The 21,752-nt window shown below is 69.9% G+C and carries 20 protein-coding genes; 7 read left to right on the top strand and 13 right to left on the bottom strand.

Annotated elements, in window-relative coordinates; genetic code table 11:
- Positions 1 to 31: 31 nt before the first annotated feature.
- From QSK17_RS09825 to QSK17_RS09815, 3 genes are all read right to left on the bottom strand, one after another.
- Positions 32 to 2,401 (bottom strand): DUF4132 domain-containing protein, encoded by a 2,370-nt coding sequence (locus QSK17_RS09825; RefSeq protein WP_285704255.1) that lies wholly within the window; start codon positions 2,399 to 2,401, stop codon positions 32 to 34.
- Between the two features lie 105 nt (positions 2,402 to 2,506).
- A complete protein-coding gene (locus tag QSK17_RS09820) occupies positions 2,507 to 2,899 on the bottom strand; it encodes a hypothetical protein (protein ID WP_285704253.1) in 393 nt (130 codons plus the stop codon).
- A gap of 155 nt (positions 2,900 to 3,054) precedes the next feature.
- Positions 3,055 to 3,720 carry a helix-turn-helix domain-containing protein gene (locus tag QSK17_RS09815; RefSeq protein ID WP_285704251.1) on the bottom strand — a complete coding sequence of 222 codons (666 nt, stop codon included), beginning with the start codon at positions 3,718 to 3,720 and terminating at the stop codon, positions 3,055 to 3,057.
- 84 nt (positions 3,721 to 3,804) lie between these two features.
- Here QSK17_RS09815 and QSK17_RS09810 point away from each other — a divergent pair, with 84 nt between their 5' ends.
- On the top strand, positions 3,805 to 4,698 hold the full coding sequence (locus QSK17_RS09810) for an oxidoreductase (RefSeq protein WP_285704250.1): 894 nt from the start codon (positions 3,805 to 3,807) through the stop codon (positions 4,696 to 4,698).
- A 40-nt stretch (positions 4,699 to 4,738) separates the two neighbouring features.
- On the opposite strand, the gene QSK17_RS09805 is transcribed toward QSK17_RS09810, so the two are convergent.
- Complete coding sequence (locus QSK17_RS09805) at positions 4,739 to 4,897, bottom strand: BBE domain-containing protein (protein WP_285704249.1); 159 nt, start codon at positions 4,895 to 4,897, stop codon at positions 4,739 to 4,741.
- 81 nt (positions 4,898 to 4,978) lie between these two features.
- On the opposite strand from QSK17_RS09805, the gene QSK17_RS09800 reads away from it, so the two are divergent.
- On the top strand, positions 4,979 to 5,560 hold the full coding sequence (locus tag QSK17_RS09800; protein WP_285704248.1) for an MFS transporter: 582 nt from the start codon (positions 4,979 to 4,981) through the stop codon (positions 5,558 to 5,560).
- A 99-nt stretch (positions 5,561 to 5,659) separates the two neighbouring features.
- On the opposite strand, the gene QSK17_RS09795 is transcribed toward QSK17_RS09800, so the two are convergent.
- From QSK17_RS09795 to QSK17_RS09780, 4 genes are read right to left on the bottom strand one after another with little or no spacing between them, the layout of a single operon-like run.
- Positions 5,660 to 8,491, bottom strand: coding sequence for an FAD-binding and (Fe-S)-binding domain-containing protein (locus QSK17_RS09795; RefSeq protein WP_285704247.1), 2,832 nt, complete (start codon positions 8,489 to 8,491; stop codon positions 5,660 to 5,662).
- An 8-nt stretch (positions 8,492 to 8,499) separates the two neighbouring features.
- Positions 8,500 to 9,513 (bottom strand): zinc-dependent alcohol dehydrogenase, encoded by a 1,014-nt coding sequence (locus QSK17_RS09790; RefSeq protein ID WP_285704246.1) that lies wholly within the window; start codon positions 9,511 to 9,513, stop codon positions 8,500 to 8,502.
- A gap of 9 nt (positions 9,514 to 9,522) precedes the next feature.
- Positions 9,523 to 10,374, bottom strand: coding sequence for a fumarylacetoacetate hydrolase family protein (locus tag QSK17_RS09785; RefSeq protein WP_352231784.1), 852 nt, complete (start codon positions 10,372 to 10,374; stop codon positions 9,523 to 9,525).
- A 24-nt stretch (positions 10,375 to 10,398) separates the two neighbouring features.
- Entirely contained in the window at positions 10,399 to 11,196 is a 798-nt protein-coding gene (locus QSK17_RS09780) for an IclR family transcriptional regulator (RefSeq protein ID WP_285704244.1), read from the bottom strand.
- A gap of 138 nt (positions 11,197 to 11,334) precedes the next feature.
- On the opposite strand from QSK17_RS09780, the gene QSK17_RS09775 reads away from it, so the two are divergent.
- Positions 11,335 to 13,050: an IlvD/Edd family dehydratase gene (locus tag QSK17_RS09775; protein ID WP_285704243.1), complete on the top strand. Its 1,716-nt coding sequence runs from the start codon at positions 11,335 to 11,337 to the stop codon at positions 13,048 to 13,050.
- Positions 13,051 to 13,453: 403 nt separating this feature from the next.
- Here the strand turns inward: QSK17_RS09775 and QSK17_RS09770 are convergent, their stop codons facing one another.
- Both QSK17_RS09770 and QSK17_RS09765 read right to left on the bottom strand, forming a co-directional pair.
- Positions 13,454 to 14,437: a GNAT family N-acetyltransferase gene (locus QSK17_RS09770; RefSeq protein ID WP_285704517.1), complete on the bottom strand. Its 984-nt coding sequence runs from the start codon at positions 14,435 to 14,437 to the stop codon at positions 13,454 to 13,456.
- 82 nt (positions 14,438 to 14,519) lie between these two features.
- On the bottom strand, positions 14,520 to 14,765 hold the full coding sequence (locus QSK17_RS09765) for a DUF2630 family protein (RefSeq protein WP_285704242.1): 246 nt from the start codon (positions 14,763 to 14,765) through the stop codon (positions 14,520 to 14,522).
- A 266-nt stretch (positions 14,766 to 15,031) separates the two neighbouring features.
- Here QSK17_RS09765 and leuA point away from each other — a divergent pair, with 266 nt between their 5' ends.
- Positions 15,032 to 16,756, top strand: a complete 1,725-nt coding sequence (gene leuA / locus QSK17_RS09760) for a 2-isopropylmalate synthase (protein ID WP_285704241.1) — start codon at positions 15,032 to 15,034, stop codon at positions 16,754 to 16,756.
- A gap of 249 nt (positions 16,757 to 17,005) precedes the next feature.
- Here leuA and QSK17_RS09755 read toward each other — a convergent pair whose 3' ends face one another.
- From QSK17_RS09755 to QSK17_RS09745, 3 genes are read right to left on the bottom strand one after another with little or no spacing between them, the layout of a single operon-like run.
- On the bottom strand, positions 17,006 to 17,914 hold the full coding sequence (locus QSK17_RS09755; protein ID WP_285704240.1) for a nucleotidyl transferase AbiEii/AbiGii toxin family protein: 909 nt from the start codon (positions 17,912 to 17,914) through the stop codon (positions 17,006 to 17,008).
- Positions 17,868 to 18,563, bottom strand: a complete 696-nt coding sequence (locus tag QSK17_RS09750; protein WP_285704239.1) for a type IV toxin-antitoxin system AbiEi family antitoxin domain-containing protein — start codon at positions 18,561 to 18,563, stop codon at positions 17,868 to 17,870. The genes QSK17_RS09755 and QSK17_RS09750 overlap by 47 nt, the downstream gene beginning before the upstream one ends.
- 43 nt (positions 18,564 to 18,606) lie before the next feature.
- Complete coding sequence (locus QSK17_RS09745) at positions 18,607 to 19,305, bottom strand: TetR/AcrR family transcriptional regulator (RefSeq protein WP_285704238.1); 699 nt, start codon at positions 19,303 to 19,305, stop codon at positions 18,607 to 18,609.
- 112 nt (positions 19,306 to 19,417) lie between these two features.
- On the opposite strand from QSK17_RS09745, the gene QSK17_RS09740 reads away from it, so the two are divergent.
- The 3 genes from QSK17_RS09740 to QSK17_RS09730 all read left to right on the top strand — a co-directional run bounded on the left by QSK17_RS09740 (position 19,418) and on the right by QSK17_RS09730 (position 21,749).
- Entirely contained in the window at positions 19,418 to 19,765 is a 348-nt protein-coding gene (locus QSK17_RS09740) for a YrdB family protein (RefSeq protein WP_285704237.1), read from the top strand.
- Between the two features lie 50 nt (positions 19,766 to 19,815).
- On the top strand, positions 19,816 to 20,745 hold the full coding sequence (locus QSK17_RS09735) for an NAD-dependent epimerase/dehydratase family protein (RefSeq protein WP_285704236.1): 930 nt from the start codon (positions 19,816 to 19,818) through the stop codon (positions 20,743 to 20,745).
- Positions 20,746 to 20,831: 86 nt separating this feature from the next.
- The gene (locus QSK17_RS09730; RefSeq protein ID WP_285704235.1) at positions 20,832 to 21,749 is read left to right on the top strand and encodes a Gfo/Idh/MocA family protein; all 918 of its coding nucleotides are present in this window, start codon (positions 20,832 to 20,834) and stop codon (positions 21,747 to 21,749) included.
- Positions 21,750 to 21,752 lie beyond the last annotated feature (3 nt).

Below are 21,752 nucleotides of genomic sequence, written 5' to 3'. Positions count from 1 at the left end.
AATTTGCTTATTCTGGTGTTATTGGGAAATATCACTCGATCGCCCGCCCGGCGGTTGACCCCTTGATCTGTCTGAGGATGGTCTCATCGTCGATCTCGCCGTCGCGGGCCAGGAGGAACGCCTTGCTGAGGATCAGCGCGAGCCGGCCGTCCTCCTCGAACGGAAGGAACACCCGGTCCGCCGCCTGGCCCGGCGCGCTGACCACGCACAGGTAGACGTCACCGGGATCCATGAGGATGTTGGCGCTACCCAGGTGGATCTTGTACGCCCGCAGGTCGCCGCGGACCACCAGGTAGCGGTCAGTCAGAGTGCAGCGGTCCGCGATGGCCGTACGGGGCAGCAGGCGGGCCAGCGCGTCGCGGCGGACCTCGGCCGAGGGCGGCAGCGGTCCGAAGGCGGCCGAACGCCAGTATTCATGGTGGCGGTCGGCGCCCCGGTCAGCCCAGCCCGGGTCGGCGGCGATCGACGTGACCGCGACGAACAGGTCCACGTCGCGCATCGCCTCGCTGAACACCAGCCGCGGAACCTCGGCGAGCGCCGCCTGCCGCCATTCGCCGTCGGCGTTGCGGTGGAACCGGACCTGATCGGTGGTGGCGTGCTCTCCCGAGCCGTCGGTGTTGTCGTGGAAGAACGACGCCCGCCAGCGTCCCCCGGTGAGCACACGCCGGGCCTCGCCGTTGTCGCCGCCGTCCCACGGGCCCAGCATGTCGGCAGCCCAGCCGCGCTGCTTGAACTGCGCGTACAGCTTTCGATAGTCCACGACGTGGGCCGCGAACCGATTGGAATAGACGCCGGCCCGCTCCTCGGCGGGAGTGAGCAGGTAGACCTCGCGGAACGCCTGCTTGAACGGCTGCCTGATCCGCTCCTCGGTGATCCGCTCGCGCCAGGCACGCACGTCGTCGAGGGAGGCGTGGGCCGGATGCCACAGCCGCACCGGAGCGTCGGGCGGCGGCTCGGTTCCGGCGATCCCTTCGATCCCGCCGATCCCGGTGTCGCCCAGCATGCTCTGCCGGCGTCCGGGGGAGAGTTCGATCTCCCAGATCAGGCGCCGTGCGACGGTTCCGGCGATCGGATGCTCCGCCAGCCGCTCGCGCCAGGTCGCGTACGGATGGACCGCCTCGCCCGGATATCCCGCCTCCAGCGCGCGGACCAGCGTGGTCAGCTGCCGCCGGACCTGCGCGGCCAGTTCGCGCAGGCGTTTGACCTCGTCCGGGTGGTCCCGCCGCACCGCCGCGGGAGCCCCCTTGAGCCGCTTCTCGCCCTGCCACCAGGTCAGCTCGACGTCGTCGCCGATGGAGATCACGGCCGTGTGCTCGCCGACGGGCACCCGAATCCGTCCGCCGGGCTCGAACCCGAGGTCCGGCATCCGGAAGGCCACCTCGACCCGGTCGGCCAGCGCGCGCTCGATCCGCTTGAGCATGCGGTCCAGCTGTTTGAGCACCCCCGCGTGCCGCGTCGCCTCCCGCGCGGCGCGCAGCGCGGTGACCGCCTCGGGGGTCGGGAACTCCTCGGCCGCGCGGGCGATCTCGTACAGCAGGCCCTGGGAGGGCAGGGTCTTGGCCGCGGTGGGCGCGACCGCCACTCCGCGCAGCAGCCGGTCGAGCAGGCCGGGCAGCCACGGCTCGTCCCGCCACAGCGCCAGCCGTGCGGCCCGGCCGAGCGCTGCCTTCTCCGCGTTGTCGAAGGCACGGTCGGCGCGGTACGGAATCTCGCCCGCATGGATCGCGGCGACCCTGGCTTCGGCTGCCTCCAGCGACGTGCGGGCGAAGGCGGTGTACTCCGGGATCGCGGCCAGCCGCTCCCAGGCATCCGGCAGCGGGGGAGGGCAGTTGTAGGACCTCTCCTCCTGGAGAACGTCCGCCAGCAGGGCCCGGCGCTCCGTCTCCCAGCCGAGGAGCAGGCCGATCTCGCCTGCCGCGATCGGCCCCATGCCGTCCGTGAGCACCGCGGCCGCCTCGTCGTCCAGCCCGGCGATCCCGGCCACCGCCAGCAGCGCGTAGGGATGTTCGGTACGGCCGGAGTGGAGGTGGAAGCGCACCAGAGTCCGCGCGGGCTCGACGAGATCGGCGAGCGGCGGGCCGCCGGGGCAGCGCGCCAGGGCCGCCGCCGCCAGGGGCAGGTCGGACCATTCGCGCGTCTTCAGCCCGTCCACCAGCGCCAGGAACAGGTCGGCGCACGCCTCCGGCGTGAACGACGGCTGACGCTCCCTGGCCGCGTCCTCGACCACGAACCTCATCGATATGGCCGTGTGCCTGTCTACCGGCGCCCGATAGGCGAACGGCAGGAGCGTGCCCAGGTCGAAGGCGGTGAGCTGGGACGGATCCGGCCGGGGGTACGGATCGTCAGCGGCCGGGTCGGTCAAGAGCGTGTGCAGCTGCAATGCGGTGGGAGAGAGACGCACGCGGGTCATTCCTTGATCTGGCGGGTGATGGACGGGTCGGTGATGGCGGTGTCCTCGGCGAGGAGGAACGGTGCTGGGCGCGGTTCGTCGTCGATCACACCCACGTCAGCCTCCGACCAGGGGGACGAGCTTGATGAAGGACACCACCGGGTCGCGGGTCAGGTCGATCTCCTCGTCGAGGTCGTCGATCTGCCGCTCGCCGACCAGCAGGATGAACCCGTTGCGGGCGAACGCCGCCTCCGCGGCGTCGGCCTGCCGCTCCCAGTCGAGCCTGCGGGCGGTGCTCATCCGGTAGCCGTTCAGCTCGGCCTCGGCGTCGCTCGGCCTGACCAGGCCGCGGAAACGGTGCGACGGGGCCGCGTTGTGCCGGGCGACCTCCTCCCGCACGCGCAGCCGAACCAGCTCGCGGGCGGAGATCTGCCCGGGCAGGCCGGGCAGCGTGAACTCGTCCAGCGCCCTGCCCGTCGCGGTCTCATCACGGAAAGTGACCAACGCCATCGGACGTCCCTTGATCGTCGGGGGTGATGGCGAAATTCATAGCAGCCGGGAACGACAGAATCGCGGAAATTCCCGGGCTGATAGTCCCGGCGCCCCCTCAAGGCTCCAGTTCCTGGACCACTTGTCGCCCGGCCCGGGCGTGGGGCGGCCGGCCGTTACCCGGTGAGGCCGAGCTCGCCCGCGCGCAGCCCGGCCTGGAACCGGGAATCAGCCTCCAGCGTGGCCATGAGCTCGGCGACGCGTCTCCGGTAGGTGCGCAACGAGAGGCCGAGCTGTCTCGCCGCGCTCTCGTCGGTGTATCCCGCGCCGAGAGCGCGGAGGACGGCCCGGCTGCCGGCGTCGAGGTGCGGCACGTCACCGCGGAGATAGGCGGCCAGATCGGTGGCGGTCTCCCAGGCCGCACGGAACAGGGAGTACACCCCGTCGACCAGGACGGGCGAGGTGGTCACGGTGAACTCGCGCATGCCCGGCGCTCCGCGTCCGGCGAGGATCATCACCCGGCGGTCGATGATGATCGTCTCGTGCGGCAGCGGTGCGGAGCTGATCCGCACCCGTGCGCCCCTGGTCGCGACCTCGCGGAGGTGCGACCGCGCGGCCTCGTCGGCCAGAGCGGCCGGGCTGACGAGCTTGTCGACCGTGATGCCGGACGTGTCTGCCCCGCGCATCCGTCGGCTGATCGCCTGCCGCGCGTCAGGCTGGGACCACGTGTCGAGATCGCGGGCCGCGCACACGAACTCGCGCTGAGTACCGGCGAACAGGTGACCGGCCCGGGCGATGAGCTCCGCGTCACCGTGGACGGTGATGACCTGATCGGCTGTCACCCGCCCATTATGGCCACCTATGGGCGATGGCAGCTTGCTGCCATCGCGTTGGCCCGCCCTCTCATCTGCGCGAGGCTGACCGACATGACGACGAACACGCACCCAGACCCGGTAACCCCGGCCGCGCTCACCGGTGAATTCCTTCTCGGGGGAGACCTTCCGGTCCACCGGCTCGGTTTCGGCGCCATGCGGCTTCCGACCGGCACCTTCCAGGGACCCGCTCGCGACCCCGAGACGGGCATCGCCGTACTGCGCCGCGCGGTCGAGCTCGGGGTGAACCACATCGACACGGCGTGGTTCTACCGAAGGCCGGGGGTGGTGGCGAACGAGCTGATCCGCATGGCACTCGCCCCCTATGGAGACGACCTCGTGATCGCGACGAAGGTCGGGCCGTTGCTCGACTCCAGCGGTGTTCCGAGTGGCGAGGCGGGCCCGGCCCAGTTGCGCGGCCTGGTGGAGGACAACCTGCGCAGCCTCGGCGTCGACCGGCTCGACCTCGTGTACCTGCGGGTCGGCGGCATGGGCGGCCCGGGCGGCGAGTCGATCTCCGACCGGTTCGCGGCACTCGCCGAACTGCGCGAGGAGGGGCTGATCCGGCACCTGGGCGTCAGCAACGTCGACGCCGCGCAGCTGGCCGAGGCGCGGGCGATCGCTCCGGTGGCGGCCGTGCAGAACAGCTTCCACGTGCAGGACCGGGGTGACGCCGAGCTGCCGGCGCAGTGTGAGAAGGACGGGATCGCCTTCGTGCCCTTCTTCCCGCTCGGTGGCGGACACCGTCCGATCGACGCCACTGCGATGGCGGCGGTCACGGCCCGGCATGGGGCGACGACCGCCCAGGTCGCGCTCGCGTGGCTGCTGGCGAGCTCGCCCGTGATGCTGGCCATCCCCGGCACGGGTTCTCTCGGCCACCTGGAGGAGAACATGGAAGCCGGGCGCATCCGCCTGACACCGGACGACTTCACCGCGCTCGGAGGTTGAGCTGATCGTGACCGGTGTTGCCTGGGGACACACTTTTCGGTCAGCCGAGAACGGGAAAGTTGCTGCGGAAGGTGCCTCGTGGGTCGCAGGCGCGCTTGATGGCTCGGAGCCGGGCCAGCGTGCTCGGGGTGAAGGCGTTGGCGGCACGGTCGCCCGGTGCCAGGAGCGTGAACAGCTCGTCCAGCGCCGGGAAGAGCAACGGTGCGAGGCTGCTGAAGGTGCCGACGTTGAACGTCCTGGCCTGCGCCGCGGCTCGTGCGCGGTCGAAGATCCGCCCCAGATGATCGAGAACGTGGGCCGCCTCGGCGCTCAGCGCACGACCGGCCGGCGTCGGCCGAGCACCCGTCGTGTCCCGGTCGAAGAGCCGCCCGGACTGCTCATTTCGGCGGGCATGACCGGGTACGGCATGGGCTCGCTCGCCGGTGCGCTGTTGGCGCCGGTGCTCGTCCCGAGACTGCCGGCGCTCGCGACGATGGCGACCGGATGGGTCGTTCTCGGCGTGGCGTTCATGGCCATACCCGCCGTGGCGTCGTCCCTTGTTCTCCTGGGGTGCGTGGCCGCGCTCGGCGGCTTCTCCATGCCGCTCGGCATCGGTGCGCTCAACCGGCTCATCAGCACGCGCACCGATGGCGCGGACCGGCGGGCCGCCTTCGCAGCCGAGAGCCTCGTGCACGACGGGGCGGTGTCCATCGGCCTGCTCGCCGGGGGCGCCATCATCGGTATCGTCGGCGCCGAGGCGACTCTCGTCGCCGCCGGAGCCGCCCAGATCCTCGTCGCACTCCTCGCCGGTCCACGGCTGAGAGTGCGACGCCCGTCCTCCCGACTCCTCCGCCGCTATATGGCGGATGACCTGCGCTTTTAGTCCACGATGCCGCCAGGTGGATCAGGTGGGGCGAGAACTGGCAACCGGTACGGCCTCGATGTATCGGCGGCCGATCGCCAGCAACCGAGTTAGGACTAGTTAGGCGGTGATCTGGTCGAGTAGTTCCAGCAGATGGTGGTAGGTCCGGCCAGTGGCTCGGGTCATCCCGATCTCACAGGTGCGGTTGACAGAGGCGTGGGCGGCGTATTCGGTGTCGGCTACCGTCTGCGCCTCGCCACGGGTCGCCGACGCGGTGAGTTCCGGGTGCAGCAAACCGCGGTCGCCGGCGAAGCCGCAGCACTGCCAGCCGTCGGGGACGACGACGCGTTCGGCGATGGCGTCGGCGATGCGGGCGATCGCGGTGTCGAGTCCGAGTCTGACGGAGGAGCAGGTCGGGTGCAGGGCCAGCGACGGCAGCCGTCGGCCGGGCGGCAGGTGGGGCAGGATGCGGTCGGCCACGAAGGTCACGGCGTCGATGACCTCGATGTGGGGTGCACCGCCCGCGAAGAGGCGATGGAAGCCCTCGGTGCAGGAGGCGGCGTCGGCGATGACCGGGAGCCGGCCGTCGTCGGTGGCGACGGCGAGGGTCTCGCGGACTCGTCGCCGCATGATCTCGTATCCGGCGGACAGGCCCTTGGACGACCAGGGCGTGCCGCAGCACAGGTCACCCACGCCTTCGGGGATGTGCAGCCGGATTCCGGCGCGGTCGGCGAGCCTGCGCACCGCCGCCATGACGCCGGGGCCGCCGTCGGCCGGGGCGAACATGGTGTTGAGGCACGACGGCAGGTAGACCGCGTCAGCGGCTGGGTCGGGCGCGGCGCGGCGCGGGCTGCCGCCGCGGGGCAGGTCGCGGCTCCAGGCGGGCACGACGTCGGGGTCGCCGATCGCGCGGGCCGCCCTGCTCGCGGCCTCCGCCAACGTGGGCGTCACGGCGGCTATGTCCAGGGCCTGATTCATGGCCCGGGTGGTGGCGTCCCAGTGGCGTGCGGCGGTGCTCCACACTCCTTGCACGGCACGGCCGTTGTGCTCGGCCCGCAGGCGCTTGGTCAAGTCGCCGGTGTTGATGAGCACCGGGCAGGCGGTGGCGCACATGCCGTCTACGGCGCAGGTGTCCACGGCGTCGTAGCGGTACTCGCGTTCGAGTTGCCGGACAAGCGCCGTGTCGCCGGATGCCTGGGCGATGGCGAGTTCCCGGCGCAGGACGATGCGTTGCCGTGGAGTGGTGGTCAGGTCACGGCTGGGGCACACCGGCTCGCAGTAGCCGCACTCGACACACCGATCGACCTCGGGCTCGACGCTGACCACGGGCTTGAGGTGGCGCAGATGCGCGTGCGGGTCGTCGGTGAGCAGCACACCGGGGTTGAGGACGCTGGCAGGATCGCAGTGCCGCTTGATGTCCCGCATCACGTCGAACAGTTCGTCGCCGTATTGCCGGCGCACGAACGGTGCCATCACCCGCCCCGTGCCGTGCTCGGCCTTGAGAGTCCCGCCGCGGGCGAGGACGGCGTCGACCATCTCTTCGGTGAAGTCGGCGTAGCGGCGCACCTCGTCGCCCGCACCGAACTGTTCGTTGAGCATGAAGTGCAGGTTGCCGTCCTTGGCGTGACCGAAGATGACGCTGCGTTCGTAGCGGTGCCGGTCGAACAGCTCGGAAAGGTCGTCGCAGAGGTCGGCGAGCGCGGGCACCGGCACGGCCACGTCCTCCAACAGCGCGACAGTGCCGCTGGGACGGGCACCGGCGACGGCGGTATAGAGGCCCTTGCGGATGTGCCACAGCCCGGCCCGGTCGCGAGGGGCGCGGCTGAGACGGGCCGGGACGGCGAGCTCCCAACCGTCGAAGATCCGCTGCGCGTCCTTCTCTCGTACGGCGAGCTGGTCGGGGTCGGGCTCCTGCCATTCCACGAGCAGCGCCGCATGCCGGTCCACAGGCAGGGAACGCAACATCTGGTCAGCCTGCGGGTCGGTCTGCGCCACCCGTAGGGCCTGCGCGTCGAGCAGTTCCACGGCGGCAGGGGAGGCCGCGACAAGATCCGGCATGACCGCCATCGCCTGGCGCAGCGTGGGAAAGACGACCAGTCCGGTCGTCGCGGCGGAGTGAACCGGGACGGTCCGGAACACGGCCTCGGCGACGAACCCGAGAGTGCCTTCGCTGCCGATGGCCAGGTGGGCGAGGATCTGCGCGGGCGCGGTGTGGTCGAGGAAGCTGTTGAGCCCGTATCCCATGGTGTTCTTCATGGCGAACTGGGCGGTGATCCGCCGGACCGACTCCGGATTGCCGCGGATGCGGTCCCGCAGGCGTTCCAGCGCCGTGGTCAGGGCGGGCTCCAGGGCGCGCAGCCGGTCGTCCGCGTCGGCGTCCGCGGTGTTGATCACGGTGCCGCTGGGCAGCACGAGAGTCATCGACTCGAGCGTCTGGTAGGTGTTCGCGTGGGTGCCGCAGGTCATGCCGCTGGAGTTGTTCGCGACGACACCGCCGATGGTGCACGCCGACTCGCTGGCCGGGTCGGGGCCGAGCTTGCGGCCGTAGGGGGCAAGCCGGGCATTGACGTGGCGCAGCACGGCGCCGGGTTGGACCCGCACCCGGGCGCCACCGTCGAGCACCTCGACGGCGCGGAAGTGGCGGCGGACGTCGAGCAGCAGCTGCTCAGTGCCGGCCTGCCCGCTCAGGCTCGTTCCTCCCGAACGGAACGTCACACCCAGGCCGAGTTGGGCGGCGGCGCGCATGAGCGCCGCGACCTGGTCGGCGTTCTGCGGCACGAGCACCGCCTGCGGGGTGAGCAGATAGTGCGACGCGTCGTGCGCCAGTCCCAGCCGGTCGCTGGCCCTGGCTCTGACCGAACCGGGCGCGACCGCGTCGAGGGCGGTAAGGGTGGTCGGGTCGGTAGGAGGAAGGCGATGCGAGTGTGCTGCGGCGTCGTGCTTGCGCTTCATTCATGCCCCTAACGCCGGGGATCGACATGGATTTTCGGGCCCGGGCCGACGCCGTCGGGACGGATGCCGTCCAGCGCGTCGGCCACATCGTCGAGGCCAACCGTGTAAGCGACCAGCGGGCGGGGGTCGACGGAGCCGTCCGCGTAGGCGTCGATGGTGCCCGGCAGACCCGCGGATGCCCCGAGGATACCCACCACGGTGACCTCTTTGAGAACGATGTCCCGGGTGTCGACGGTGCTGGGCATTCCAGCCAGTCCGATGCAGACGATCCGCCGGGCCGGTTCGACGAGGTCGAGGGCGAGCCCGGGCAGCGCCGCGGCGTTCGAGGCGTCCACGACCGCATCCCACGGCAGACGGGGCAGTGTGTCCCGGGTCCATGTGCCCACGAAGCCCAGCGAGCGGGCCAGACGCAGTTGGGTATCGTCGCGGCCCATGAGGTGCACGTCGGCGCCGTGGGCGCGGGCGAACAACGCGACGAGCAGGCCGATGGTGCCCGTGCCGAGGACCAGGAGCCGTTCGCCGGGAGCAAGGTCGGCGCCGTGGACGCTGCGGAGCGCGTTGCCGCCCGGCTCGACGAGGGCGCCGAGAGTCGCGTCCACGGTGTCGGGCAGGGCGTGCAGGGAGGTGGCCGGCACGGCGAGGCGCTCGGCGAGCGCCCCTGGTAGGCCGTCGCGGATGCCGAGCTCATGCCGGTCCGGGCACACGTGATGTCGACCATTCCGGCAGCGTTGGCAGTGCCCGCAGCCGATCATCGTGTCACCGGTTACCCGCCGGCCGAGCCAGGCGGAGTCGACGCCGGCGCCGACCGCCGTGACAACCCCCGACCATTCGTGGCCCGGTCGCAGCGGGTATGAGGAGGCGCCGGTGTGGAGGTAGCTCATCTCGCCGGTGAACAGCTCGACGTCGGTGCCGCAGATGCCGACCCGTTCCACGTCGACGACCACCTGTCCGGCGGCGGCGACCGGCGCGGCGACCTCCCGCACCTCAGCCTTGCGCGGCCCGGTCAACACCAGTGCGCGCACGGCGGCGCCCTATCGGGGGCCGACGACGCGCTGTCGCGCGACGCCGAGCCCGTCGATGCTCAGCTCCATGACGTCGCCCGGCTCCAGCCAGATCTGCGGGTTGTGGCCCATTCCGACGCCGGGCGGGGTGCCGGTGTTGATGAGATCACCGGGTTCCAGGACCATGAATTGGCTCAGGTAGTGCACAATCACATACGGATCGAAGATCATTGTCTTGGTGGAGCCGGTCTGCCGCCGCACACCGTTGACGTCCAGCCACATGCCGAGGTTGCGTACGTCTGGGATCTCGTCGGGCGTGGCGAGCCAAGGCCCGGCCGGGTTGAACGTCTCGGCGGACTTTCCCTTGCACCACTGGCCGCCGCGTTCCATCTGGAACGCTCGTTCGCTGATGTCGTTGACGAGCACGTAACCGGCGATGACGTCGGCGGCGGCGCTGACGTCATCGAGGTAGGACGTACGCTTGCCGATCACGATGCCGAGCTCGACCTCCCAGTCTGTCTTGCCGGCGCCGCGCGGGATGCGCACGTCGTCGTTCGGGCCGACCAGCGTGTTGGGGCTCTTGGTGAACAGGATGGGTTCGTCCGGCACGGATTGCCCGGTCTCGGCGGCGTGGTCGCTGAAGTTCAGCCCGATGCACAGGATCTGGTGCGGTCGGGCGATCGGCGCGCCGATGCGCTGGTCGCCGAACGGGTGGACGGCGCCGGCGGCGATCCGTTCGGCGACCGGAACGGCCAAGCGAGACGAGCCGCCGGCGCCGAAGAACGCCTCGTCGAAGTCGGTGACGAGGTCGGACACATCGACGTAGCTGGTGTCGTCGACGCGGACGACAGGCTTTTCAGCGCCGAAGGCGCCGACACGCATGAGGTACACGGATGCTCCGAAAGATCAGGATCGGGACGGGACAGTGGCGGGGGGCTCCTGTCCCGCGACGATGGCCCGGATGGCGGGCAAATCGTCGATGAGCTTGTGCAGTGGGGTGCGGTAGGCCAGGCCGCTGATGCTGATGGCGCCGCTGGGCGCAGTGGGAGAGTTCAGGTAGACCGGGACGGCGAGGCAATTGACGCCCGGCTCGTTCTCCTGGTCGTCGAGGCCGTAGCCGCGCTCGCGAACGCGGACCAGCGCGGCGTGCAGCTCCTCGACGGTGCCGATCGAGCGTTCGGTCGGCCGTGCGAGCGGATGATCGCCCGCCCATTCCCGTACGTCCTGCTCGGTGCGCAGGGCGTCGGCGAGCAGGACCTTGCCGACGGCGGTGCAGTGGGCGGGATTGCGGCCGCCGACCACGGACGTCAGGCGCACCGCGCCGACCGGCGGGTCCAGCTTGGCCCGGTAGACGACCGCCGGGCCATCCAGGGTCGCGTAGTGCACCGTCTCGCCGTACCGCTGGCACAGCGCCGTGAGGATGGGCAGGGCTCGCACGTGGTCAGGCCGTGCCTCATGGTGTGCGAACGCCATCCGGAGGAACTCGTCTCCCAGAACGTAGCGACCGTGGGTGTGCTTCGCGGCGAAGCCGGCGCGGCGTAGCGAGGCCAGCGCGCGGTGCACCGTCGGCTTCGGGCTCGCGACCCTGCGCGCCATCTCGTCCAGGCCGATGCCATCGGGGTGACGGGCCAGCTCGGCCAGGACTGCGAGGACGCGGTCGGATCCGACGAGTCTGGGCTCGTCATCGGGCATTACCTCGCTCACGTTCCGAAGGTTAGACCATCGTTCCGAAAATTGGAAGAAGAGGTGCTCCACTGCTTCCCTTGCCGATGTCGCGGGACTAGTCTGCGATCAGGTTTCGAATAACGGATATATATTCCGATTATTGGAAGATGGTGTCATTTGGTTACTGGCCGTAGTGCGCAGTGGTACGGGGGCGCGGATCGGAATGCCTACATCCACCGGGCGTGGATGCGGCGCGGACTGCCTCCGCATGCCTTCGACGGACGTCCGCACATCGCGATCGCCAACACCGCCTCCGATCTGACCCCGTGCAACGCTCACCTCGACGAGGTGGGCCGGAGCGTGGCGAACGGCGTGTACGAGGCGGGCGGGATTCCGCTCAACCTGCCCGTGGTCTCCCTCGGCGAGACGCAGGTGCGGCCGACGGCCATGCTGTGGCGGAACCTCGCCGCGATGGCCATCGAGGAGATGTTGCGCGCCAACCCGATCGACGGCGTGGTGCTGCTCGGCGGCTGCGACAAGACGATTCCCTCCCTGCTGATGGCCGCCGCTTCGGTGAATCTGCCGGCGGTGGTGGTCCCCGGCGGTCCGATGCTCACCGGGACGTTCCGAGGGGCGCCCCTCGGCTGCGGTACCGATGTGTGGAGGCTGGGCGAGGAAGTCCGGGCCGGCACTCTCAGTCAGGCGGAGTTCCTCCAGTCGGAGTCCTCGATGATTCGCAGCAAGGGCCACTGCAACACGATGGGCACCGCCTCCACCATGGGCCTGCTCGCCGAAGTCCTGGGCATGACGGTGCCAGGCGTTGCCGGCACTCCGGCGTCCGACAGTCGCCTGTTGGAGGCCGCACACACCACCGGTGCCCTCGCCGTCGAGCTGGTCGCGGCCGACCGCCGACCCACCGACGTCATGAGCCGCGCCTCGTTCCTCAACGCCATCGTGGCCCTGGCCGCGCTCGGCGGCTCCACCAACGCCGTGGTGCACCTGCTGGCCATCGCCGGTCGCCTCGGCGTGCACCTCACCCTGGACGACTTCGACCGCACCGGGTCAGGGGTGCCGCTGCTGGTCGACCTGCAACCGGCGGGCCGCTTCCTGATGGACGACCTGTACCGCGCCGGCGGCCTGCACGCAGTGCTGCACGAGATCCGCCACCTGCTCGACCCCGCCGCGCTGACAGTCACCGGACGGCCGCTGGCTGACCACATCGGCGAAGCTCGTATTCACGACCCCGAAGTCATCCGCACCTTCGGCAAACCCCTGCGGGAAGAGGCGGGAATCGCCGTCCTCCGTGGCAACCTCGCCCCCGACGGCGCCGTCATCAAGCCCGCCGCGGCCTCGCCGCACCTGCTGCGCCACCGCGGCCCCGCGGTCGTCTTCGACTCCATCGAAGACCTGCATGCCCGGATCGACGATCCGGACCTGGACGTCACCGCGGACTCGGTGCTGGTCTTGCGCGGGTGCGGGCCCAAGGGCTACCCCGGCATGCCCGAAGTGGCCAACCTCCCGCTGCCCTCGAAGCTGCTGGCCGAGGGTGTGCGGGACATGGTCCGCGTCTGCGACGGCCGGATGAGCGGCACCGCCTACGGCACGGTCGTGCTCCACGTCGCGCCCGAGGCCGCGGCGGGAGGCCCGCTGGCGCGGGTGCGGGCCGGCGACACGATCACCCTCGACGTGGCAGCCCGTCGGCTCGATGTCGACGTCCCGGCGTCGGAGTTGGCCACGCGCGAGCCGGCACCGGCCGCGGTGCGCGCCTTCGCCCGGCCCGACCGCGGCTGGCAGCGGCTGTACGTCGAGACCGTACAGCAGGCCGACACTGGCGCCGACTTGGATTTCCTCATCGGCTCGAGCGGCGACCGCGTGCCGCGCGAATCCCACTGAACCGTCCAATCCAACTGTGGAGTCAACGCCATGACGACATCTCGCACCGCCCTGATCACCGGGGGCGTCAGCGGCCTGGGCAAGGCCGCGGGCGACCGCTTGCAGAGCGATGGCGTGATGGACGCCGCACAGCGTCGTCCGGCCTCGTCCATGGCCGTTGTTACTCAGTTCGTCACCCAGTCGGATCGCTCTAGTGCCCCGCCCGTCAATCTTTGCCCCGTCGCGTCGCCCAGGGCGGCACCTCGCCGCCTGGTCGCCCCACCCACGAAAACTCCTCGCAGGCTCGGACCTTCCGTGGGGCCCGGGAATGTCGGCCGGAGGCTCCGCTACGACCTCCTCCTCCGCCTTGCGATGCACCACCCTGGACACCGCTCCTTCCGGGCAAAGATTGACGGGCGGGGCACTAGATGCGGAGCTGCCATCCGTTCCAGGTGTCGAGGATCCGGAACCCCATCGACTCGTTGATCGCCAGCATGTACGCGTTGTCATCGGCGTTCCAGGTGATGATGCGTTCGACGGCCGGCTCGCAGGTGTGGAACCAGATGGCGTTGGCCAGTTTGAGCACCGTCCCGAGCCGGTGGCCCCGGTGCGCGTGGATCACGCCGGTCTCGACCTGCCGCGCCCATCCGCGCGCGTCGTCCGCGTCCACCAGGAGCCGGGTGAACCCCGCCGGCTCGCCGCTCTCGGCATGCCGGGCGATCACGGTGTAGCTCGTGAGACCCGAGCGCGCGTGCTCATGGTCGAGAACGCGGAACCGTTCCGCGGTCCAGCGGTGGTCCTCCATGTCGAGGTCGCCCAGAGGCTCGTCGTTCATGGACGTCATCAGGAGGGCCATGTCGTCGAGCAACTCCTCCCCGGCCGGTCCGATCCACCGTTCGAGGGAGTATCCCCGCGCATGACGGGCGGCGTCGGCCCGCATGAGCTCGTAGGACGCCCAGTCGACCGTGCGCAGGTCGAGGACCCGGCGCGCCTCATCCGTGGCCCGGGTGAAACCGCGTGCCTCGGCGAAGCCCGCGCCCGGCCCGCCCGTCGGGGCCTCGCCGAGGAGGAGACGGCGGCCCTCGCCGCGGGCGCGGTCGATCGCGAGGTCGAGCAGCGCCCCTCCCAGTCCCTGGCGCCGCCGGTCGGGATGGACGGCGAAAAGGGGCAGGTTGGCCATATGGGTGTTGTCGGCGTCGGGGTAGTACAAGGTGCATCCGCCGGCGATCTCGCCGCCCACCCCGACTACCCAGGTCTCCGCGCGCTCGCCCGACCAGCCGCCGCGCAGCTTGGACGCGAAATGGCGCGGCGACATCGGCGCTCCGGGATCCCCCAGGGCCTCGTGGACCGCGTACAGCCCAGCGACGCGGTCACCGGGGTCGGCGAGGTCGAGGCGCTCGATGTGCATGGTCACCAGACAACAGCATCACCCCGCCGGTGTGCGAACGGATTATCCGCTTCACGCTCCCGTCCCCGGACGCCGCGTGTCGTCACTGCTCGTAGTCCTCGATCTCGCTGGCCGGCCGGGGGACGGCGAAGTCGGGGTCCTCGCCGGCGTCCCTGCTCGCGCGGCGCTGCCTGAGCAGATCCCAGCACCGGTCGAGCCCCTCCTCCAGGGTCCTGATCCGCTCGTGCTCCTCGTCGGTGGTGACCTCTCCCGCCGCGAGCCTCCTGCGTAGGATGTGCTCTTCCTCGATGAGCTCGTCGATGCGGCCGAGGATCTCGTCGTCCCTCATGCTCACCCCCTTCCCCCGGGTTTCGGGTTATGTTTCCGGCACCCGCGGCGTCCGATGCATTCGGGACCGTCTGCTAATGTGCTTGACATGCTGCGCGGGCTTCTCCTTATCCGCCGCGGCGAGGGCCTGTAAGAGGCCGGCTCCCTCGCCGCGGAGACAGCCGTGCGCGTCGGCCGCCCCAGGTCTTTTACCGGTGGCGAGCCTCTCTTCATGATTCATGATGCCTGTCTTCCCATGCTCGCGCCGGCGTGTCCACGAGGAGCACGATGTACCCGCAACAGCAGCCCAGCCCCATGCCGTACCACCGGTACACGCCGTTCGAGCCCATCCGGCTGGCGGACCGCACCTGGCCGGACAAGGTCATCGAACGGGCGCCCCAATGGTGCGCTGTCGACCTGCGCGACGGCAACCAGGCCCTGATCGACCCCATGGACGGCCACCGCAAGCTCAAGATGTTCGAGCTGCTGGTACGCATGGGTTACAAGGAGATCGAGGTCGGCTTCCCCGCCGCGTCCCAGACGGACTACGACTTCGTCCGCCAGATCATCGAGGAAGACCGCATCCCCGAGGACGTCGTCATCCAGGTCCTGACCCAGGCCCGTCCCGAGCTGATCGAGCGGACCTTCGAGTCGCTGCGCGGCGCGAAGCAGGCCATCGTCCACCTGTACAACTCGACCTCCACGCTGCAGCGGCGGGTCGTCTTCGGCCAGGACAAGGACGGCATCACGGCCATCGCCGTCGAGGCCGCCAAGCTGTGCAAGAAGATGGCCGCCGAGATGGACGGCACCGAGATCTTCTTCCAGTACTCGCCGGAGTCCTTCACCGGCACCGAGCTGGAGTACGCCGTCGAGGTCTGCAACGCCGTCAACGACGTCTGGCAGCCCACCCCCGACCGCAAGGTGATCATCAACCTGCCCGCCACGGTCGAGATGGCCACGCCGAACATTTACGCCGACCAGATCGAGTGGATGAACCGGCACCTGGCCTACCGCGACTCGATCGTGCTGTCGCTGCACCCTCACAACGACCGCGGCACCGCCGTGGCCGCCGCCGAGCTGGGATACATGGCCGGGGCCGACCGCATCGAGGGGTGCCTGTTCGGCAACGGCGAGCGCACCGGCAACGTGTGCCTGGTGACGCTGGCCATGAACCTGTTCGCCCAGGGCATCGACCCGCAGGTCGACATCTCGGACATGGACGAGATCCGGCGCGTCGTCGAGTACTGCAACCAGCTGCCCGTCCACCCCCGGCACCCGTGGGGCGGCGAGCTGGTCTACACCGCCTTCTCCGGCTCACACCAGGACGCCATCAAGAAGGGCCTGGAGCACCTGGAGCGTGACGCGGCCGCCGCCGGCGTACCGGTGGACGACTTCACGTGGGCCGTGCCGTACCTGCCGATCGACCCGAAGGACATCGGCCGCAGCTACGAGGCGGTCATCCGGGTCAACAGCCAGTCGGGCAAGGGCGGCGTCGCCTACATCATGAAGGCCGACCACCAGCTCGACCTGCCGCGCCGCCTGCAGATCGAGTTCTCGCGGGCGGTCCAGGCGCAGACTGACGCGGAGGGCGGCGAGGTCACGCCGGCCGCCATGTGGGAGGCGTTCACCGACGAATACCTGCCGAACCCGGCCAAGCCGTGGGGTCGCCTCGGCCTGCTGGCGCACCGGGGCTCCTCGGCGGTCGACGACAAGGACGTGATCACCGCCGACATCCGTGTGGACGGGCAGATCCGCGAGATCGAGGGGGTCGGCAACGGCCCGATCTCGGCCTTCTGTGACGCCCTGCGCGGCATCGGCGTCGACGTGCGGGTCCTCGACTACACCGAGCACGCGATGAGCGCGGGGACCGACGCCAAGGCCGCGTCCTACGTCGAGTGCGAGGTCGGCGGCGAGAACGGCTCCCGGACCCTGTGGGGAGTCGGCATCGACGCCAACACCACCACCGCGTCCCTGAAGGCGATCATCTCCGCCGTCAACCGCGCCGACCGCTGACGCCTTCGTACTGCTCATCGGGAAGAGCGGGCACGACCTGCCCGATCCCTTCCGATCACTCTGGAAAACGTCCGGGTCCGTCCCGCCCACAAGGCTTTCGACGATCCCGCCACGAGGGGCGGCGTCCGTGAAACCCACGGCCGCCGCCCCTCGTCACTATGAACACACAGAGCGGACATGCTCTCGCCTTTTGGCCGAGAAGTCGCGAATGGCTAGCTCTATGCGCTCACCGTGGGCGGCGAGGGAACGTTATGGCTCCCAGCGAAGTGTGCCGGGGTTCCATCGGCCGGTACGGATCGTCCCGTCGAGTATTGGGTCGACGAGGGCGCCCGCCAGAGTGAGCGCGGAGTCCATGTCTCGGTAGGCGTTGAGCCCAGGCACGTTCTCTGAGACTTTGGCGTAACCTGCGCGCCACATGATCTGATCTGGGACGCTGAGCGCCTTGTGCTGGCTGCTCTTTCGACGGAGGCGCTCCGAACCCAGGGCGGCACTCAGGTGGGCTGCTTCGATGACGCGGCTTCTCGCGATCAGGACGATGTCGGCGAGGTCGCGGAACCGCGTGCTCGGACGATCGCCGTGCCACTCCATGATGGCGCATACCTTGTCGGCGAGGGTGTCGCACAAGGGATAGAGCTGGTACTTCGGCTGGCGCAGTCCGGGGATGTCGATGGGCACCAGCGGTTCGGCTTCTTCCGGAACGCCGGTGACGGTCGCCCCGATCACCACGTCCAGGTGGAAGCGTTCGTACGGGCGAGGACCGAGGAACGCCGTCACGGGGACGCGTACTCCCTCGATTCCCTCGATCAGCCTGAGGCCGTGTCCCAGCTGGAACGAGAAGTGATCGCCGAGATCTTGATGGAGCGACTCTTCCAGTAGCCGCATCGCATGTGAGGTGTCCGTGGCGTCGGCCGCGAGATCCAGGTCGGCGGAGTGGCGCGCATCCCTGAGCAGCGCGAGCAGGGAGATCCCGCCTTTGAGCACCCATCGATCACCCCAAGGGCCGACGAAGCATCGTGCCAGTGCTCGGTCATAGGCGAACTGCCGGCGTAGTTGGGAGATGGAGTGCGGACGGACGGCGGACAGCTTCTTGAACCGGGCTGTGAGCGCGGCGTCAAGCGCACGGGGGGAGGCGTACGGCAGGTCGCTGTGGGTTTCCATGAATCTTTCGGGGGGTGGGAGGTCGAGTGAGAGATATGAGGTGCTCGAGAAACTCTCGGGCGGGGGTCACGCCGTACGCGGCGGCGTGTGGAGCGACCACGTCGGCCAGGGCCTTCCTGGTGGCGAGTCGCCGGTCGAGGATGTCCGTCACGACGTAGGAGATGTGCTGGCCGTCATGGCGGGTCGCGAGGAGGTCGCCGACCAGTCGTGTCGGCGAGGTGACCAGGAGTTGGTCGAGCGATACGACGTCGTCGGATCCGAGAGATGAGGTGTGGATCCTGACGTCACTACGTCGAGACCGCTTGCGCTTGGGACTTGTGAACTCGTGGATGTGGCCGGTGAAGTCGCCCACTTGGTGGACGAGCGCGGCGCTGCCGTGGGAGACCACGCCCGAGTCGATGCCGCGGGACTCCGCTTCGGTGCCGGAGTCGAGTTGGAGCCACGCCGCACGAAGCTCGGTGAGCGGATCAAGGGGCGATCCGGGCAGGCGGTAGACACCGAAGGCGACACGATCAAGAACCCCATCATTCGTCAGGCGCGTCAGCTCCACTGCGGAGACACCGTTGCGCGCTGCCTGTCTTGCTGTGACGAGACCCCATTGTGCCTCGGCTATGGCACCGAGGGTGGCGATTGCGTGACTTCGTGTCATGGCACGACACTTTCATATGTGAAAGGTTCGTGCCAGGGGCGGGTTAGGAGGGGAGGCCGAGGAGGCGGGCGAGGCAGGTCATGGTGTGCTCGAAGAACTCGGCTCGGTGGTTGATCGTGTTGGTGAACTGGCCGAACACCTCGAAGCTCACCATGCCGAACAGGCCGGTCCAGGCGGTGACCGCCCGCGTGATCACATCGTCCGACGCCCCCGGGATGAGCGTACGGACCGTGTCCGCGTCGGGGGTGATGGTCGCCGGCGGCTCAGGCAGGATGGCGGGCGGGGCGAGACGCTCGGCCGCGATGGCGTCGGCGAGGATCCGGCCGTAAACCGCGACGCCCCGCGTCGCCGGGGCGATGGTGTCCTCGGGGGCGCGGTAGCCCGGCACCGGCGAGCCGTAGAGCAGGGCGTACTCGTGCGGGTGCGCGAGCGCCCATCCGCGTACGACGTGGCAGACCGCCAGCCAGCGTCCCATGTAGTCGTCCCGCGCGCAGGCGGCGTCGGCCTTCTCGACGGCCTCCCCGAGAGCGTTGTATCCGTCGACGATCAGCGTGGTGAGCAGGTCGTCCCGGCTCGGGAAGTAGCGGTAGATCGCCGAGGAGACCATGCCCATCTCGCGTGCCACGGCACGCAGGGACAGCCCGGCGGCTCCGTCCACGGTGAGGTGACGGCGGGCGATCTCGGTGATCTCCCTGATCAGCTCGGCTCTGACTCGTTCCCGTGCGGTACGGCTCGCGCTCATGTTCCGGAGGCTACCAGAGCGCCGACAGGATTCGAGAGCACTGCTCTTGACGAATGCTGCTCACATAAGAGAGCATCGCTCTCGCACTAGAGCGATGACTCAAGGAGTGACGATGCTGACCGTGGCCAAGGGGACCAATCTCGCCCTGATGTTCTTCCTCGAGCTCGGCGTGCTGATCTCGGTGGGGTACTGGGGGTTCACCCTCGCCGCTCCTCTCGTGGTCAGGATCCTCGCCGGACTCGGCGGCCCGGCGTTGTTCGCCACCCTCTGGGGGCTTTTCGCGGCGGCCAACGGTGCGAGGTTCCCTCTGCGGGGCCTGGCCAGGGCGGCGTTCGAGATCGCCTGGTTCGGCGGCGGCGCGGCCGCCCTCGTCGCCTCCGGGCTGGTCACGAGCGGTGTGGTCTTCGCCGCTCTCTACATCGTCAACGGCATCCTGCGCCTGGTCTGGCACCAGGTCTGAGGATCACCACCCGCCCGTAGGAACGAACAGACAGCAACAGGAGAGCGATCATGGGTAAGCACGTCGTCGTCGGAGCCGGTCAGGTCGGAGGCAGGGTCGCCGAGATGCTCGCGGAGGCGGGCCACGAGGTGGTCGTGGTCACCCGTTCGGGCTCGGGCCCGGACCGAGCCGGGATCACGCGGGTCGCCGCCCCGGCCCAGGACGCGGCCGAGATGCGCCGGGTGGCGGAGGGGGCCGACGCGCTCTACAACTGCGCGAACCCGAAGTACCACCAGTGGGCCCAGGACTGGCCGCCGATCGCGGACTCGCTGCTGCGCACGGCGGAGGCGACGGGAGCGGTCCTGGTCGCGCTGGGCAACCTGTACGGCTACGGCCCCGTGGACGGGCCGATGACCGAGGGCACGCCGCTGGCGGCCACGGGAACCAAGGGGCGGGTGCGCGCCGAGATGTGGAAGCAGGCGCTCGCCGCGCATCAGGACGGGCGGGTGCGGATCACGGAGGTGCGCGGCTCCGACTATTTCGGCCCGGGCGCGTCGGACCAGTCGTTCCTCGGGGGACGGTTCGTCGGACCGCTGCTCGCGGGACGGCGCGCGATGGTCCTGAGCGATCCGGACATCCCGCACAGCTGGACCTACCTTCCCGATGTGGCGGCGGCTCTGGCCACGGTGGCGACCGACGAACGCGCCTGGGGCCGTGCCTGGCACATCCCCACGAGCCCGGCGCGGAGCATCCGGGCCCTGGCGGAGCGGCTGTGCGATCTGGCCGGGGCGCCCGCTCCCAGGCTCGGCCGCCTGCCGGGCTGGGCGCTCACGGCCGCGGGCGTCGTCTCGCCGCTCCTCCGCGAGATGCGGGAGACGCGTTACCAGTTCGACCGGCCCTTCATCCTGGACTCGTCGGCCTTCACCGCGACCTTCGGAGTCACCGCCACCCCGATGGACGAGGCGCTGAAGGAGACCATCGCCTCGTGGCGAGCCCGCTGATCACGCCGGTGCGGGAGCGGAGAGTCCGGGCAGGCGGCCCTACGACGGTTGGATCCGCTTGCTGCCGGTCTCGTAGGGTTCCGCACATGAAAATCGGGATCATTGGGCTCGGGGATATCGCCAGCAAGGCCTATCTGCCGGTGCTCGCGGCCACGCCGGGGATCGTGCCCCACCTGTGCACGCGCGACGAGGCCACGCTGGCCGCGCTCGGGGCGGCGTACCGGATCGACCGGCTCTTCACCGGCGTGGCGGAGCTGCTCGAAGTGGGCGTCGAGGCGGCGTTCGTCCACGCCGCGACGAGCGCGCACGTGCCGATCGTCGAGGCGCTGCTGGAGGCGGACGTGCACGTCTACGTCGACAAGCCCCTCGCCGACAACCTGCCCGACTCCGAGAGGCTGGTACGGCTGGCCCGGACGCGGGACAGGTCGCTGATGGTGGGGTTCAACCGCAGGTACGCCCCCGGCTACACGGCGCTGCGAGACCTGCCGAGAGACCTGGTGATCCTGGAGAAGAACCGGGTGGGAGCCGCCGCCGTCCCGCGCGCGGTGGTCTTCGACGACTTCATCCACGTGGCCGACACGCTGCGGTTCCTCGCTCCAGGTGAGGTCACGGACGTCCGGGTGCGCACCCGCGTGCGGTCCGGGCTGCTCGAACACATCGTGCTGGAGCTGGGCGGCGACGGCTTCACCGCCATCGGCGTCATGAACCGGGTCGGCGGCGCGACCGAGGAGACCTGCGAGGTCATGGGCGCCGGGCGCAAGCGGCGGGTGCTCGATCTCGGCGACGTGGTGGACCACGATGGCGGCGAGATCCTGTCCCGGAGGCCGCCGTGGACGCCGGTCGCGCGGCAGCGTGGCATCGAGCAGATCTGCCACGCGTTCCTGGACGCGGTCCGCGCGGGCCGTGTGCTCCGCGCCGACGACGCGCTCGTCACCCACGCGATGTGCGAGGACATCGTCTCCGCCGCGCTGGCCGACGCGGATCTGGTGGCGCAGACGAGTTGATCC

The sequence above is a fragment of the Microtetraspora sp. NBRC 16547 genome, assembly GCF_030268965.1.
Classification (GTDB): domain Bacteria; phylum Actinomycetota; class Actinomycetes; order Streptosporangiales; family Streptosporangiaceae; genus Microtetraspora.
This window is presented reverse-complemented; position numbering and strand designations above follow the sequence as displayed.

Excerpts from the sequence above, each read along its gene's own strand:
- QSK17_RS09785 (WP_352231784.1), bottom strand. The coding sequence starts at position 10,374 with ATGCGTGTCGGCGCCTTCGGCGCTGAAAAGCCTGTCGTCCGCGTCGAC.
- QSK17_RS09740 (WP_285704237.1), top strand. The coding sequence starts at position 19,418 with ATGCTGACCGTGGCCAAGGGGACCAATCTCGCCCTGATGTTCTTCCTC.
- QSK17_RS09735 (WP_285704236.1), top strand. The coding sequence starts at position 19,816 with ATGGGTAAGCACGTCGTCGTCGGAGCCGGTCAGGTCGGAGGCAGGGTC.
- QSK17_RS09810 (WP_285704250.1), top strand. The coding sequence starts at position 3,805 with ATGACGACGAACACGCACCCAGACCCGGTAACCCCGGCCGCGCTCACC.
- QSK17_RS09755 (WP_285704240.1), bottom strand. The coding sequence starts at position 17,914 with ATGGAAACCCACAGCGACCTGCCGTACGCCTCCCCCCGTGCGCTTGAC.
- QSK17_RS09800 (WP_285704248.1), top strand. The coding sequence starts at position 4,979 with ATGATCGAGAACGTGGGCCGCCTCGGCGCTCAGCGCACGACCGGCCGG.
- QSK17_RS09730 (WP_285704235.1), top strand. The coding sequence starts at position 20,832 with ATGAAAATCGGGATCATTGGGCTCGGGGATATCGCCAGCAAGGCCTAT.
- QSK17_RS09795 (WP_285704247.1), bottom strand. The coding sequence starts at position 8,491 with ATGAAGCGCAAGCACGACGCCGCAGCACACTCGCATCGCCTTCCTCCT.
- QSK17_RS09820 (WP_285704253.1), bottom strand. The coding sequence starts at position 2,899 with ATGGCGTTGGTCACTTTCCGTGATGAGACCGCGACGGGCAGGGCGCTG.
- QSK17_RS09745 (WP_285704238.1), bottom strand. The coding sequence starts at position 19,305 with ATGAGCGCGAGCCGTACCGCACGGGAACGAGTCAGAGCCGAGCTGATC.
- QSK17_RS09750 (WP_285704239.1), bottom strand. The coding sequence starts at position 18,563 with ATGACACGAAGTCACGCAATCGCCACCCTCGGTGCCATAGCCGAGGCA.
- QSK17_RS09765 (WP_285704242.1), bottom strand. The coding sequence starts at position 14,765 with ATGAGGGACGACGAGATCCTCGGCCGCATCGACGAGCTCATCGAGGAA.
- leuA (WP_285704241.1), top strand. The coding sequence starts at position 15,032 with ATGTACCCGCAACAGCAGCCCAGCCCCATGCCGTACCACCGGTACACG.
- QSK17_RS09770 (WP_285704517.1), bottom strand. The coding sequence starts at position 14,437 with ATGCACATCGAGCGCCTCGACCTCGCCGACCCCGGTGACCGCGTCGCT.